13 protein-coding genes are annotated in these 12594 nt (G+C 35.5%); 12 read left to right on the forward strand and 1 reads right to left on the reverse strand.

Annotation, left to right across the window (positions count from 1 at the left end; genetic code table 11):
* The first annotated feature begins 34 nt into the window (after window positions 1–34).
* From U9M49_RS14160 to U9M49_RS14205, 10 genes are all read left to right on the forward strand, one after another.
* On the forward strand, window positions 35–754 hold the full coding sequence (locus tag U9M49_RS14160) for a YebC/PmpR family DNA-binding transcriptional regulator (RefSeq protein ID WP_095370167.1): 720 nt from the start codon (window positions 35–37) through the stop codon (window positions 752–754).
* A gap of 222 nt (window positions 755–976) precedes the next feature.
* The gene (locus U9M49_RS14165) at window positions 977–1240 is read left to right on the forward strand and encodes a CD3324 family protein (protein WP_095370166.1); all 264 of its coding nucleotides are present in this window, start codon (window positions 977–979) and stop codon (window positions 1238–1240) included.
* Between the two features lie 101 nt (window positions 1241–1341).
* On the forward strand, window positions 1342–1983 hold the full coding sequence (locus tag U9M49_RS14170; RefSeq protein WP_322910015.1) for a FusB/FusC family EF-G-binding protein: 642 nt from the start codon (window positions 1342–1344) through the stop codon (window positions 1981–1983).
* Between the two features lie 379 nt (window positions 1984–2362).
* Window positions 2363–3343: a FecCD family ABC transporter permease gene (locus U9M49_RS14175; RefSeq protein ID WP_095373509.1), complete on the forward strand. Its 981-nt coding sequence runs from the start codon at window positions 2363–2365 to the stop codon at window positions 3341–3343.
* Window positions 3336–4343 carry a FecCD family ABC transporter permease gene (locus U9M49_RS14180; RefSeq protein ID WP_095370164.1) on the forward strand — a complete coding sequence of 336 codons (1008 nt, stop codon included), beginning with the start codon at window positions 3336–3338 and terminating at the stop codon, window positions 4341–4343. The genes U9M49_RS14175 and U9M49_RS14180 overlap by 8 nt, the downstream gene beginning before the upstream one ends.
* A 17-nt stretch (window positions 4344–4360) precedes the next feature.
* Window positions 4361–5137, forward strand: a complete 777-nt coding sequence (locus U9M49_RS14185; protein ID WP_322910016.1) for an alpha/beta hydrolase — start codon at window positions 4361–4363, stop codon at window positions 5135–5137.
* A 131-nt stretch (window positions 5138–5268) separates the two neighbouring features.
* Window positions 5269–6369 carry an endospore germination permease gene (locus U9M49_RS14190; protein WP_322910017.1) on the forward strand — a complete coding sequence of 367 codons (1101 nt, stop codon included), beginning with the start codon at window positions 5269–5271 and terminating at the stop codon, window positions 6367–6369.
* A complete protein-coding gene (locus U9M49_RS14195) occupies window positions 6347–7837 on the forward strand; it encodes a spore germination protein (RefSeq protein ID WP_095370161.1) in 1491 nt (496 codons plus the stop codon). Before U9M49_RS14190 ends, U9M49_RS14195 begins: the two co-directional genes overlap by 23 nt.
* Window positions 7834–8970 carry a Ger(x)C family spore germination protein gene (locus U9M49_RS14200; protein ID WP_095370160.1) on the forward strand — a complete coding sequence of 379 codons (1137 nt, stop codon included), beginning with the start codon at window positions 7834–7836 and terminating at the stop codon, window positions 8968–8970. The genes U9M49_RS14195 and U9M49_RS14200 overlap by 4 nt, the downstream gene beginning before the upstream one ends.
* A gap of 26 nt (window positions 8971–8996) precedes the next feature.
* The gene (locus U9M49_RS14205) at window positions 8997–9452 is read left to right on the forward strand and encodes an NUDIX hydrolase (protein WP_095373508.1); all 456 of its coding nucleotides are present in this window, start codon (window positions 8997–8999) and stop codon (window positions 9450–9452) included.
* Between the two features lie 49 nt (window positions 9453–9501).
* On the opposite strand, the gene U9M49_RS14210 is transcribed toward U9M49_RS14205, so the two are convergent.
* Complete coding sequence (locus tag U9M49_RS14210) at window positions 9502–9792, reverse strand: AbrB/MazE/SpoVT family DNA-binding domain-containing protein (RefSeq protein WP_095370159.1); 291 nt, start codon at window positions 9790–9792, stop codon at window positions 9502–9504.
* Window positions 9793–10081: 289 nt separating this feature from the next.
* Here U9M49_RS14210 and U9M49_RS14215 point away from each other — a divergent pair, with 289 nt between their 5' ends.
* Both U9M49_RS14215 and U9M49_RS14220 read left to right on the forward strand, forming a co-directional pair.
* Window positions 10082–11059 (forward strand): ring-cleaving dioxygenase, encoded by a 978-nt coding sequence (locus U9M49_RS14215; RefSeq protein ID WP_307317625.1) that lies wholly within the window; start codon window positions 10082–10084, stop codon window positions 11057–11059.
* 344 nt (window positions 11060–11403) lie between these two features.
* Window positions 11404–12570 (forward strand): TraB/GumN family protein, encoded by a 1167-nt coding sequence (locus U9M49_RS14220; protein WP_095370158.1) that lies wholly within the window; start codon window positions 11404–11406, stop codon window positions 12568–12570.
* Window positions 12571–12594 lie beyond the last annotated feature (24 nt).

Below are 12594 nucleotides of genomic sequence, written 5' to 3' on the forward strand. Positions count from 1 at the left end.
ATGATTAGATAAAAGTTGAAAGAGAGTGGGACATATGGGCCGTAAATGGAATAATATAAAAGATAAGAAAGCGGCAAAGGACGCCAATAATAGCCGTATTTATACGAAATTTGCCCTTGAAATCTACGTAGTGGCAAGACAAGGGGAACCTGATCCAGAATCGAATCAGGCATTAAAACAAGTATTGGAACGTGCAAAAACATATAATGTACCGAGAAATATTATCGACCGCGCGATTGATAAAGCGAAGGGTGGCGGGGAAGAAAAGTATGATGAACTTCGTTACGAAGGATTTGGTCCTGGAGGTAGTATGATTATTGTTGATGCCCTTACCAATAATGTCAATCGCACAGCATCAAATGTGCGCGCTGCATTTGGTAAGAATGGTGGAAATATGGGTGTAAGTGGCTCTGTTTCTTATATGTTTGATGCAACAGCTGTTTTTGGTTTAGAAGGAAAAACAGCGGATGAAGTGTTAGAAATATTGATGGAAGCGGATATTGATGTGCGTGACCTTCTTGAAGAAGAAGAATCAGTGATTGTTTATGCAGAACCTGACCAATTCCATGCTGTTCAAGAGGCGCTAAAAGGTGCTGGCATTGAAGAGTTTACGGTTGCAGAACAAACGATGTTACCACAAACAGAAGTGAACTTAGAGGAAGAACAACTTGCGCAATTTGACAAATTAATTGATGCCCTAGAAGATTTAGATGATGTACAACGTGTTTACCATAATGTAGACATGAGTGAATAAATATAAATGATGGATGCGATTTTTTGTTTCGCATCCATTTTATTCTATTTTTAGGAGGTGGTCACAAAATGCAAATCACCTTTTTGCTAAATAATGAAACAGCTCACGCAAAGCCTATAGAGAAGGCGATACTTTGTGTGAGGTAGAATAAAAGCAATCGCCATGTCTCTTCATTAGGCTTTGCGTCCTTATTATCTACAAACAATAAGGAGCGAGCGTAAGATGAGATATCAAAAAGCAAAGAATGTGTTACCACCTGAATTATTAAAAGAGATACAAAAATATATTCAGGGTGAATCGATTTATATCCCTAAACCCGTTCACAATAAGGATGGTTGGGGAATGAAATCAGGAGCAAGACTCAAAATCAGTCAAAGAAATGAAGAAATTAGAGCATCCTATAGTATGGGGAAAACAATGGATGAGCTAAGCGATGAATACTTTTTAGCTCACGAGACAATAAGGAAAATTATTTACACAAAATAAATGATTTATGCCGACTTTAATTTTTATTTAAATTCGGCATTTTTTTATGTTTACATATAGGGTAAATTAATAAGGAAGAAACTAAGGCAGGAGTGAAAATAATGATAGCCTTTATGACCAACGAACAGTATAATCTTGTGAAAAAACAGGTGAATAAAATAATAAATGCCAAGGCCTCTGTCAATGATCCAACGATCTTAAAAACAGTAAAAACATTGGCATGGGAAGCGGTTCAGCAATCATTACCTGATATGGCGGAGGAGGAGGCTTCCTTACTGGGACAAATGCAATTGGTTGACGATCGATTAGCTGCAGATAAATTCTTCCATGAATTAAAGCGTTACGTTATCCCCTTCCCAGCTCTCTCAGAAACGAAACTAAGGAAGTTATTTCCAAAAGTGAAGAAGCTGAAGTTCCCATTAATTGATGCAGAAGATTATCAAACAATGACCTATCTATCTTGGGATGAAAAGGGTAGTCAGTACCGAATGATTGTTGCCCCATACGAGCAAAGCTATATTGGTTTAAGAGGAACTTTCCAACCTTCTGAACAAAAAGGGCTTTGTCATATTTGTCACCGTTTTACAGATATAGGCATGTTCATAGTCGAGACAAAGGGTGAAGTGGTTGGTACTTTTACCAAAAGAGGTAATACGGTGTGTAAAGATATGAAAGATTGTAATCATCATGTAGAAACTTTGCTTCATTTGTCAAAATTTATTCGACATATAAAAGGAAAATAGATAAATGTAGCGAAATACTTAAGTGGATATTGATTTGATTTTTAAGCGGCACTTCAGCGATGAAGTTGCCGTTTTTCTTTTGGTTGAGAAAATATAATTTGTCTAGTAAAATGCGCACATGCTGAAGGCTTCTAGGCTGACTGTATGTGTTTTTTTCTTCAAGGTATGAGAAGATTCGGTTTTTTCTCTTTTTATCTTGTCAATTGAGAGATGTTTTATTATAGTAAATGATAACGATTATCATTTTCGCCAAGAGTTGAGGTGGATTTTTTACATAGAAACAAAGACGGTAATATCTTAACTATTTCTATACATTTTAATAGAAAAATAAATAAAAAGAGTTGTGGGGATTGTGAAGAATAAAACAAGATTAGCAAAAATGATTATATTGATATCACCTATACTTATTATAATAACAACTATTTTATCTGTTATTTACGGAACTAAAGGGATATCTTTAGCAACGATTTGGGAAGCTTTTACTGCATACGATGAAGGTAATACCGATCATGCGATTATTATTACCTCAAGGTTACCGAGGGTATTAACGGCCATGTTAGTTGGTGCATTTTTAGCTGTATCAGGTGCGATTATGCAAGGGATGACAAGGAATTATTTAGCTTCTCCTTCCATTATGGGTGTAACAGATGGTTCGGCTTTTGTTATCACTATTTGCATGATTGTATTGCCGAATATGACTTCAATTGAAATGATACTGTTTTCAATGGTTGGCTCCGCATTAGGTGCAGGGATTGTCTATGGGTTTGGCTCATTAATACCAAAAGGTTTGACACCCGTTCGATTAGCGATTATTGGGACCGTCATAGGTACCTTTTTATCAAGTACTTCTGCTGCATTAGCATCGTATTTTCAAATTTCACAAGATGTTAGTTTTTGGTATAATGCCAAACTACATCAAGTAGATGTAGATACATTTCTTTTGGCCATTCCATTTGGTGTCATTGGTTTGATTATCGCTCTCATCACTTCTGGACATATTACCATTCTTTCTCTAGGAGAAGAAATTGCTGTTACTTTGGGGCAAAAGACGAAATGGGTGAAAGCACTTGCTTTATTGGCAGTCATTTGTCTGACTGGGACAGCAGTAGCCCTCGTTGGTAAGGTTGGTTTTGTAGGGTTAATTATTCCTCATATTGCGAGATTTTTAGTTGGTGTAGATTATAGATGGCTCATTCCATCTTCCGCAATAATTGGGGCGATATTTCTAGCAGTATGTGATATCATTAGCCGGTTTGTCAATCATCCGTTCGAGACACCAATTGGTGTTGTGACAGCACTCATAGGAGTGCCATTCTTCCTCTACCTGATTTATAAGAGAGGGGGCGAAAAGCATGCGTAAAACCGTTCTTATTGCGATTGCTTTATCTATTCTTATTTTAGTGAGTGCTTATGTAAGCTTAGTTTATGGAGTTATAAATGTAAATTTTACTGATGTCATCAATACTTTATTCCGTATTGATCCGTCTGATCAGCTTGATTTAGTTATTTTTGATTTTCGCTTGCCTCGAATTGTCATTGGAGCACTTGTTGGATTTGGTTTAGGAATAGCAGGTACGGTCATTCAAGGTGTAACAAGGAATGGATTGGCTGATTCCGGAATTCTAGGAATCAATGCTGGAGCAGGGGCTGCAATTGTTATATTTATGTTGTTTTTCCAAGGGCAGCTGGATTTAACTGGTTGGCTATCGATTATGATTATGCCGATTTTTGGATTGATTGGTGGACTACTTGCAGCGGTTATTATCTTTTTCTTCTCTTGGCAAAAGGGGACATTTGATACTGGTCGGTTAATTCTAACTGGAATTGCCATTAGTTCGGGTTTTGGCGCGCTTTCTATGTATATCTCTTTAAAAATGAATTCTTCTGATTATGAGATGGCTGCTGTTTGGGTATCTGGGAGTATTTATAATGCGAATTGGATTTATATTATTTCAATGATACCTTGGCTAGTTATTCTTATTCCATTAATTATCCGGAAAAGTTATTTATTAGATCTTTTTCGACTATCTGACATTAGTTCGAAGGGTGTAGGAGTACCTGTTGAACGTGAAAAGATTAAACTCATTATTTTAAGCATTGGGTTAATTAGTGCTTGTGTATCTGTTTCAGGAAATATTAGCTTCATTGGTTTAATGGCACCACATATTGCACGACAATTGGTAGGAATGAAGCATCAATATATTTTACCGATTTCGGGCTTGATTGGTATGTTTCTTGTGGTCATTGCTGATTTTGTTGCCAAAAATGTTTTCACGCCAGTCGAATTGCCGGTAGGAATTGTCATATCAATGATTGGTGTACCATATTTCTTATATTTATTAGTCAAGCAAAAAAGATAATGATGGGGGATGGGAAAGTGTTACATGGAGAAATACAACAATGGACAGTACATTCTAAAACAAAGCAAGACTATGTCATTTCAATTCATATGCCAGAGAGTCCACCCCCACCTGAAGGCTACGGTGTTCTTTATGTACTTGATGGTGATGCCTATTTTCAGTTGATAAAGGAAGTTATTCGGCTGCAGGCGAAACGGTCTGCTAAAACAGGCGTATCTGAAGTGATTATTGTAGGTATAGGATATGGAGCTAAAGATTTTCATTCAAGGAGGGTCTTTGATTTTACCCCACCTGCAGAAAGTGACCAATTACCACTACGACCAGATGGTAGTGCTTGGGGAGATACGGGGGGAGCGGAACAGTTTTATAACTTTATAGAAAATGAGTTAAAACCAGCTATTAATAAAGAGTTTCCGGTTAATCAAGAGAATCAATCCTTATTTGGTCATTCTTTAGGTGGGTTATTCACATTAATGACGATGATGAAAAATCCAACTTCTTATCAGGCGTATTTCGCTTGTAGTCCTTCGATCTGGTGGAATGGTGAAGCTCTCATGCAAGAAGTGCCAGCTTTTATGGAACGATTTGAACAAAGGCATGAGAATCTTGACATTCGCCTTTTTCTAGCAGCAGGTGGGGATGAGAAAGAACATTTATTGATAGCTGTTAGAAAGTATTATGAGAAAATCAATGAAATGGAACAACTGTCAGTTATCTATAAGGAAATAGAAGGAGAAAATCACGCTTCTATTATACCAACAGTATTAAGTACAGGTTTGAGATTTCTTCGGTAATTCTATAAAAAGGGGTTTTGTGATGCTTTATCACAAAACCCCTTTTTTAAATTGTTGCGGTTGTAAAATCAAATATGTTTTGGAATAAAAACCAACTTCTTCCCTCATATTAAGAAAAAGGGAGGTAAGAGATGATGGTTCGAAGTATTACCGCTTTAAATTCATTTCCTGTTTTGGGCCTTGCCATAGGTTTGATGACCCATGTAATTGTATTGCCCTCTGTATTAAGCGTGGCAGGACGTAGTGCTTGGGTTAGTTTAATGATAGCTGGAAGTCTTTATATTATTTGGATTCCTCTCATTTACATAATAATAAAGAAAACAGGGCAACAAAACCTGATGAACTGGTTAAAAACAAGCAGTCCTCCAATTGTGTATAATGCCATTCGAGCACTGATATTATTTCTTTTATTCATCAATGTCTTTGTTACATTATATACAACTTTTTCTTGGGTGAATACCAATTATATGATTCAAACACCTAAGTATGTTTTATTTATCATTTTAATCATTCTTTGTTTATTAGCTGCCCTCTCAGGTATAAAAGCAATTACAATTGCTAGTGGAATTCTATTTCCTATCGTTTGTTTACTTGGTTTTTTTATTATGATAGCCAATTTTAAGTTTAAAGATTATTCGTTACTTTTTCCCATTTTTGAAGAAGGATGGGCACCTATTCTTTTTGGTGTTGTTATTTTATCAGGAGGGCTTTTGGAGATTTTTTTGTTAGTTTTATTACAGCATCATATTCGTGATAACATATCTTTAAAATTTTTCATTCCGATATGTATTTTCTTCGTCTTTGTTAATTTTGGCCCTTTAATTGGTGCGATTACTGAATTTGGTCCTTCACAAGCAGCAGAGTTAACGAACCCTGCTTATGCACAATGGCGCTTAATAACCTTAGGGAAATTTTTAAATAAGTTAGATTTTCTTTCTATTTATCAATGGCTTTCTGGTGCGTTTATTCGTATTAGCTTGTCTATCTTTATCATTGGGGATTTATTTCATTTTAAGACGCAAAAAAGAAAGGTGATTTTATTAATTAGTGTGTGTCTTTTTTTAATAATCGGACTATCTTTACCGATTGATGGACCGACTTATAAAATCATGATTGATCATTACTTTTTTTCTATTACAGTTATTGGGATTCTACTTGTGACGCTCAGTATTCATCTAATCCTATTAATTAAAGGAAGAGTGGAAAAAAATGAAAACGCGATTAAACAATAAGAAAAGACTGCCGAAGACTGATAAATTGGATGAGCAATACTTAAGGCAGCAATTCGCAATCAATGGCGACGTGCAATTTGTTAATTATTCGTTTCAGTATTATCCACAACCAGGGAAAGTGGTTGTTCTCTTTTCTGAAGTAATGATCGATAAAGGTAAATTAAGTGAGGCTTTAGGTAGGTTAGAAGAAAGTTTTTTAGCAGACCGACGCCTAGAAGAAAAAAGGGAAGAAAATGAGCAATTACTGATGTATCAAGTGAATGTGGAGGAAGAAGATAAAGAATCAATAGCTGAAGATATTTTTTCTGGTATGGTTTTTGTTCTAGTGGAAGAATTAGATGAAATCTTTAAATTTGATCTCCCTCAAATTCCAAACCGATCACCAGAAGAGTCCAATTCAGAATTATCTTTTCGAGGACCAAGAGATGGTTTTGTGGAAGACTTGCATATTAACCTTGCGTTAATAAGAAAACGGTATAAAACCTCAACGTTAGTAAATGAAGCAATTGAGTTAGGGATACGTGGGAAAACAAAAATTAGTTTATTATATGTGAAAGATATAATAAAGGAGCAATATGTCATTGATTTAAAAAGCCAGTTAGCAAAAATAGAAACAGATGTGATTATTAGTACAACCGATTTAGAAGAGGTATTGTCAGGTAAGTACTATACTCTTTTCCCCTTGTTTAATTATACCGGACGTCCTGATAACGTAGTTGCTAATCTAGATTTAGGTAGATTTGTCATTATTGTGGATGGTTGTCCTACTGTAATGGTTGGTCCAACTACATTATTTTCAGTATTAAAAACACCGGAAGATCGCTTCACAGAATATTATTATACGAATATGCAAATGTTTTTTAGGTTAACTGGTCTTGTCATATCAAGTATTTTGCCAGGATTTTATGTTGCTATGATTTCCTTTCATATGGATCAATTGCCTTTCCCATTTTTGGCGACTATCACAGTATCGCGAATGGGATTACCATTATCACCACCGTTAGAGGCATTTTTAGTCTTAGCTTTATTTGAGTTATTTAAGGAAGCAGGTAATACTCTTCCAAGGGCTATCGGACAAACATTAACGGTCGTAGGGGGGCTAATCATTGGTGATGCAGCAATAAGAGGTGGTTTAACAGCTCCCACCATGCTTGTTATTGCTGGTGTCACTTCTGTTGCTGCGTATACCCTCGTTAACCAGTCACTCGGTGCCTCCTTAAGCCTTGTACGTTTCTTTATCTTGCTTTTTTCAGCAGTACTCGGTTTATTTGGCTTTTTTATCAGTATTTTTTCAGTGATATTGTATTTATCTAGACTAGAGATGTTTGGTTTGCCTTATTTAGCTCCACTTTCTCCTTTGTCATTTAAAGATACATTTGCAAGTATTTTAGAAAAACCATATCTTTTACGAAAAAAAAGGTCAAGTACTATGCGACCTAAGGATGACACGAAGGGTAGGCTAAAATGAAAAAAATCCTTATACCTATTATCGTATGTGCTCTTCTATTAAGTGGTTGTTGGGATGAAAAGGACATTGTGGAAATGCAATATATAACCGCCATTGGCATTGATTATGATAAGGAAAAAGAGGATTATATATTGTACGCACAGGTAGTGTCTTTTGCAGGTGTAGCAAAGTCGGAGCAAGCAGCAACAGTGCCGTCGAAAGTCTGGGTTGCTAAAGGGCAAGGAAAATCAATGGAAGCTGCTATAAATATGATTTACGATAAATCCAATCAAATAGTATACTGGGCACATATAGGAATCATTATTTTTCATGAACGATTACTGCAACATGGGATTGATCAAATAAGTGACAGTTTGGCTCGTTTTCAACAGATACGGGAAACTAACTGGATGTATGGCACGAAAGATTCGATTGAGGATATCCTACTAGTAACAAGTCTCTTTAGCTCCGCGGTTCAAACAACACTTTTTAATCCAGAGGAAGCTTATCATGTACACTCTATCATTTCACCTATCAGAATGCATCGGTTCTATTCAGACTTTACTGAGAAAGCTACCACCACAAAACTACCGATGATATCAGTAAAAGAGGATGTTTGGAGAACTAAGGGAGCAACAAATGATTCAGCTAAAAGCTCTGGAGTCTTCCTTTTAAAGGAAAAGAAATATTTAGGGGGCTTACCAATAAGTCAATTCAGAGGCTTACGTTGGGTAACAAAGACCACAAAAAGGTCTCCGTTAAGAATCAAATTGGAAAATAATGATGAAGTAAATCTCATTATTACCCAATTAGACCCACATTTGAAAATAAATGAATTAGACAAAGATAAATTTGATATCGATATTAATGCAAATGGAGGAATCATTGAGGTTCATAAAGAAATTTCGTTACCCATTCTGAAGGAAAAAATTATCGAAAAAATGGAGAAGGAAATTAGAGAGACCTATGAGAATGCTTTAAACATAAAAGCAGATATATATAATCTTGAAGAACTTGTGTATAGAAAAGATTATGACCGTTGGAAGCATGATTACAAAGGAAGGTTTACACTAACAGAAAATTCTATTGCGAATATAAATATCGATATTACTATTACGAAAACAGGAGAGTACGATTATCAATTTTCTTATTAAGATTGGGAGAGGGGAAGCAAGACGAAATGGAATACTATAAAAAGATAAGAGAGTATGTAGGTAAGGAGCCATTACTTTTACCTGGAGCTGTTGTTGTTATCGTGAATGACCGAAATGAGATTTTGCTACAACAAAGGCCGGAGTCTCTTTGGGGCTTACCCGGAGGATTAATGGACTTAGGTGAAAGTATGGAGGAAGTAGCGAAAAGAGAAGTTAGAGAGGAAACGGGGCTTGTAGTCGAGAATCTTTCGTTTGTTCAGTTGTTTTCAGGTAAGGAATTCTTTGTACGTACAAAAAACGGTGATCAGTTTTATGCCATTACTGCGGTTTATATGACAAATGACTATAGTGGGAAATTAACTACAAATAGTGAGGAAACCTTGTCTGCACAATTCTTTCCTATTGAACAGCTTCCAAGTGGATTAATCGAGAATTATCAAAAGTATATAGAACCAGTTAAACAATTATTAAAGCAACCATAAAAAAACAAGGCTCTCATTCTATACTTGAAGAGCCTAGTTTCTTAATCGCCTATTTAAAATGTAACAGTGATTGTTTGTTTCTAATTTCTGTTATGAGTGATTCTGCTGCTTTTCTACTAAGTACAATTTTCCCGTCGGCTAGCACTAAATTATCGTTCTCGATTTCACCAGTTATTTGACAAGCTTTACTGGCATTATACTTTTGTAATATAATTCGATCATTTTCAACGAATATTTCAAGTGGATCCTTCTCATAAATTTCTAAAGTATTTCTTAGTTCCTTTGGAATGACTATTCTCCCTAATTCATCAACTTTACGAACAATGCCTGTGCTTTTCAAAATGACTACCTCCTATTAATGGTTGTGGATTCCACTTATTTTTTTTAATAGTTAATTATTATACAATGTTAGCAAAAATCCTTTATTAAACTGGTTACATTTATATTACTATTTTTATCGTTTTTGTCATAAAAGTTTTTTTCTGTAAAATGGGATAGAGCAATCATAATAAGTTGACAGAAAATCGAATTCGTGATAATTTTATCTCAAGTTAAAGATATTTTAATTCAAGATATATAAATACTTTTAAATTATTATGTAGATATTAATTCTAGAAGGGAATGATTCGATGTACGGTATAAAAGGCGTTCATCATGTAACTGCGATTACTAGTAGTGCAGAAAAGAATTATCAATTTTTCACCTATACTTTAGGTATGAGATTAGTGAAAAAGACTGTCAATCAAGATGATATTCAAACATATCATTTGTTTTTCGCAGATGATACGGGAAGTCCTGGAACAGATATGACTTTCTTCGATTTCCCTAATATACCCAAAGGTGTTCATGGTACAAATGAAATTTTTCAAACATCTTTCCGTGTACCTAGTGATCAGGCATTGGCTTATTGGGTGAAAAGGTTTGACCGGTTAAATGTTGCCCATAGCGGTATACAAGAGCAATTTGGCAAAAGAGTTTTGCCGTTTGTTGATTTTGATGATCAGCAGTATCAGCTTATTTCCGATGAAAATAATAAAGGTGTCGAAGCTGGGACACCGTGGCAAAATGGTCCTATTCCTTTAGAGTATGCGATTACTGGCCTTGGTCCGGTCTTTGTACGTGTATCTAATATTGATTATTTTAAAGAAATGCTGATGAAAGTATTAGAGTTTAGAGAAATTGCCCAAGAAGGTGACTTGTACTTATTTGAAGTTGGCGAAGGTGGTAATGGTGCACAAGTAATTGTTGAGTATAATACCGTTTTACCGATGGCACGTCAAGGATACGGTACCGTCCATCATGCTGCTTTTAGAGTGGAAGATAGGGAAGCTATTGATCATTGGACTGGGAGAATGGCGCAATTTGGCTACCAATCATCAGGTTTTATTGACCGTTTCTTCTTCGGCTCTTTGTATACAAGAGTTGCACCGCAAATTCTATTTGAGCTGGCAACAGACGGTCCAGGGTTTATGGGAGATGAACCATATGAGACACTAGGTGAATCGTTGTCACTGCCACCATTCTTCGAATCTAAAAGAGAACAAATTGAAGGCCTAGTCAGACCAATCGATACAGTTCGAAGTACAATTGACTTTAAAAAAGAATGACGCACTCTATGAGTATTAATTAGGATTAAGCAAACGCGATCTCATTTGATCGCGTTTTTTAATTTCGTTAAAATTAATTATGCTTAAAACAATACATACTTATCTGAGTTGATTATTTTTCAAGATGATACATAACACCCACCAATTAATAGGGATACTATTCATATGTTTTATCTAATTTGTGTGAAATACAATATTTATAACTAAAAGGAATAAGGGAATAACATGGAGGAGTGTTTTTTCAAAGAAATAAGAGAAATCAATTTTCATTTTGCATTTTCTAGTTTAGTATGGTTATATGTATAAAAAGTACGGTTAGGTTAGATGAAGGGGAAGATCGTTGCATGTCAGAAGAAAATATCACGAGAATACATATGTATGATAAAGAATATATCCTTATTGGTACAGCACATATATCCAAAAATAGTGCGGAGCAAGTAAAAGAAGTGATTGAAAGAGAGCAGCCTGACTCCGTATGTATTGAATTAGATAAAGGTAGATATGAGTCTATTACAGAAGGAAATAAATGGAAAGACATGGATATTTTTAAGGTGATTAAAGAAAAGAAAGCAACACTTTTATTAATGAATCTTGCTATCTCCTCTTTTCAAAATCGTATGGCTAAACAATTCGGAATTAAAGCAGGACAAGAGATGATTCAAGGCATTGAATCTGCTAAGGAAACCGGAGCAAAGCTTGTGTTAGCTGATAGAAATATCCAAATTACGTTTTCTCGTATCTGGAGAGGACTGGGTTTTAAGGGAAAAGCAATGTTACTTTCACAAGTATTTGCCGGTATATTTAGCAATGAAACGATAACTGAAGAAGAACTAGAAAAAATGAAAAATCAAGACTCAATTGATTCCATTTTAAATGATTTTACTGAGGTATTCCCACAATTAAAAGTACCTTTAATTGATGAACGCGATCAATATTTGGCAGAAAAAATAAAGAATGCGCCCGGTGAAAAGGTTGTTGCTGTATTAGGAGCAGCTCATGTTCCAGGTATTAAAAGGGAATTTGAGAAAAAACATGATCTCAAGAAATTAACGGAAGTACCACCAAAATCAAAAGCGCCAAAAGTAATTGGCTGGATGATTCCAGTAGCAATTTTAGTCCTTATTGTTCTTACTTTTCTCATGAATCCATCGGCTGGAGTACAACAAACAATTAGTTGGGCCCTTTGGAATGGAGGGCTCGCTGCTCTAGGGGCTGCTATTGCATTTGGACATCCTCTTACAATATTATCAGCATTTATTGCTGCGCCATTTACATCTTTAAGTCCGTTGTTGGCTGTAGGTTGGATCGCCGGATTTGTCCAAGCATTCATTAAGCGTCCGAACGTTCGCGATTTCGAAAACCTCTCGGAAGATGTATTTACATTGAAAGGGTTTTGGAATAATAAAGTAACTAGGATTCTCCTCATTATTGTGCTATCCAATCTCGGTAGCTCATTAGGAACTTTTATTGGCGGAGCAGATGTCATTCGTTTATTTATTGATCATTTATAAGTTATACTAGAATTAGTAATGTTC

This window comes from Cytobacillus sp. OWB-43, assembly GCF_034651445.1.
Classification (GTDB): Bacteria; Bacillota; Bacilli; order Bacillales; family Cytobacillaceae; genus Cytobacillus; species Cytobacillus kochii.

Excerpts from the sequence above, each read along its gene's own strand:
- U9M49_RS14220 (WP_095370158.1), top strand. The coding sequence starts at position 11,404 with ATGTCAGAAGAAAATATCACGAGAATACATATGTATGATAAAGAATAT.
- U9M49_RS14200 (WP_095370160.1), top strand. The coding sequence starts at position 7,834 with ATGAAAAAAATCCTTATACCTATTATCGTATGTGCTCTTCTATTAAGT.
- U9M49_RS14190 (WP_322910017.1), top strand. The coding sequence starts at position 5,269 with ATGATGGTTCGAAGTATTACCGCTTTAAATTCATTTCCTGTTTTGGGC.
- U9M49_RS14160 (WP_095370167.1), top strand. The coding sequence starts at position 35 with ATGGGCCGTAAATGGAATAATATAAAAGATAAGAAAGCGGCAAAGGAC.
- U9M49_RS14205 (WP_095373508.1), top strand. The coding sequence starts at position 8,997 with ATGGAATACTATAAAAAGATAAGAGAGTATGTAGGTAAGGAGCCATTA.
- U9M49_RS14195 (WP_095370161.1), top strand. The coding sequence starts at position 6,347 with ATGAAAACGCGATTAAACAATAAGAAAAGACTGCCGAAGACTGATAAA.
- U9M49_RS14180 (WP_095370164.1), top strand. The coding sequence starts at position 3,336 with ATGCGTAAAACCGTTCTTATTGCGATTGCTTTATCTATTCTTATTTTA.
- U9M49_RS14165 (WP_095370166.1), top strand. The coding sequence starts at position 977 with ATGAGATATCAAAAAGCAAAGAATGTGTTACCACCTGAATTATTAAAA.
- U9M49_RS14215 (WP_307317625.1), top strand. The coding sequence starts at position 10,082 with ATGTACGGTATAAAAGGCGTTCATCATGTAACTGCGATTACTAGTAGT.
- U9M49_RS14175 (WP_095373509.1), top strand. The coding sequence starts at position 2,363 with ATGATTATATTGATATCACCTATACTTATTATAATAACAACTATTTTA.
- U9M49_RS14170 (WP_322910015.1), top strand. The coding sequence starts at position 1,342 with ATGATAGCCTTTATGACCAACGAACAGTATAATCTTGTGAAAAAACAG.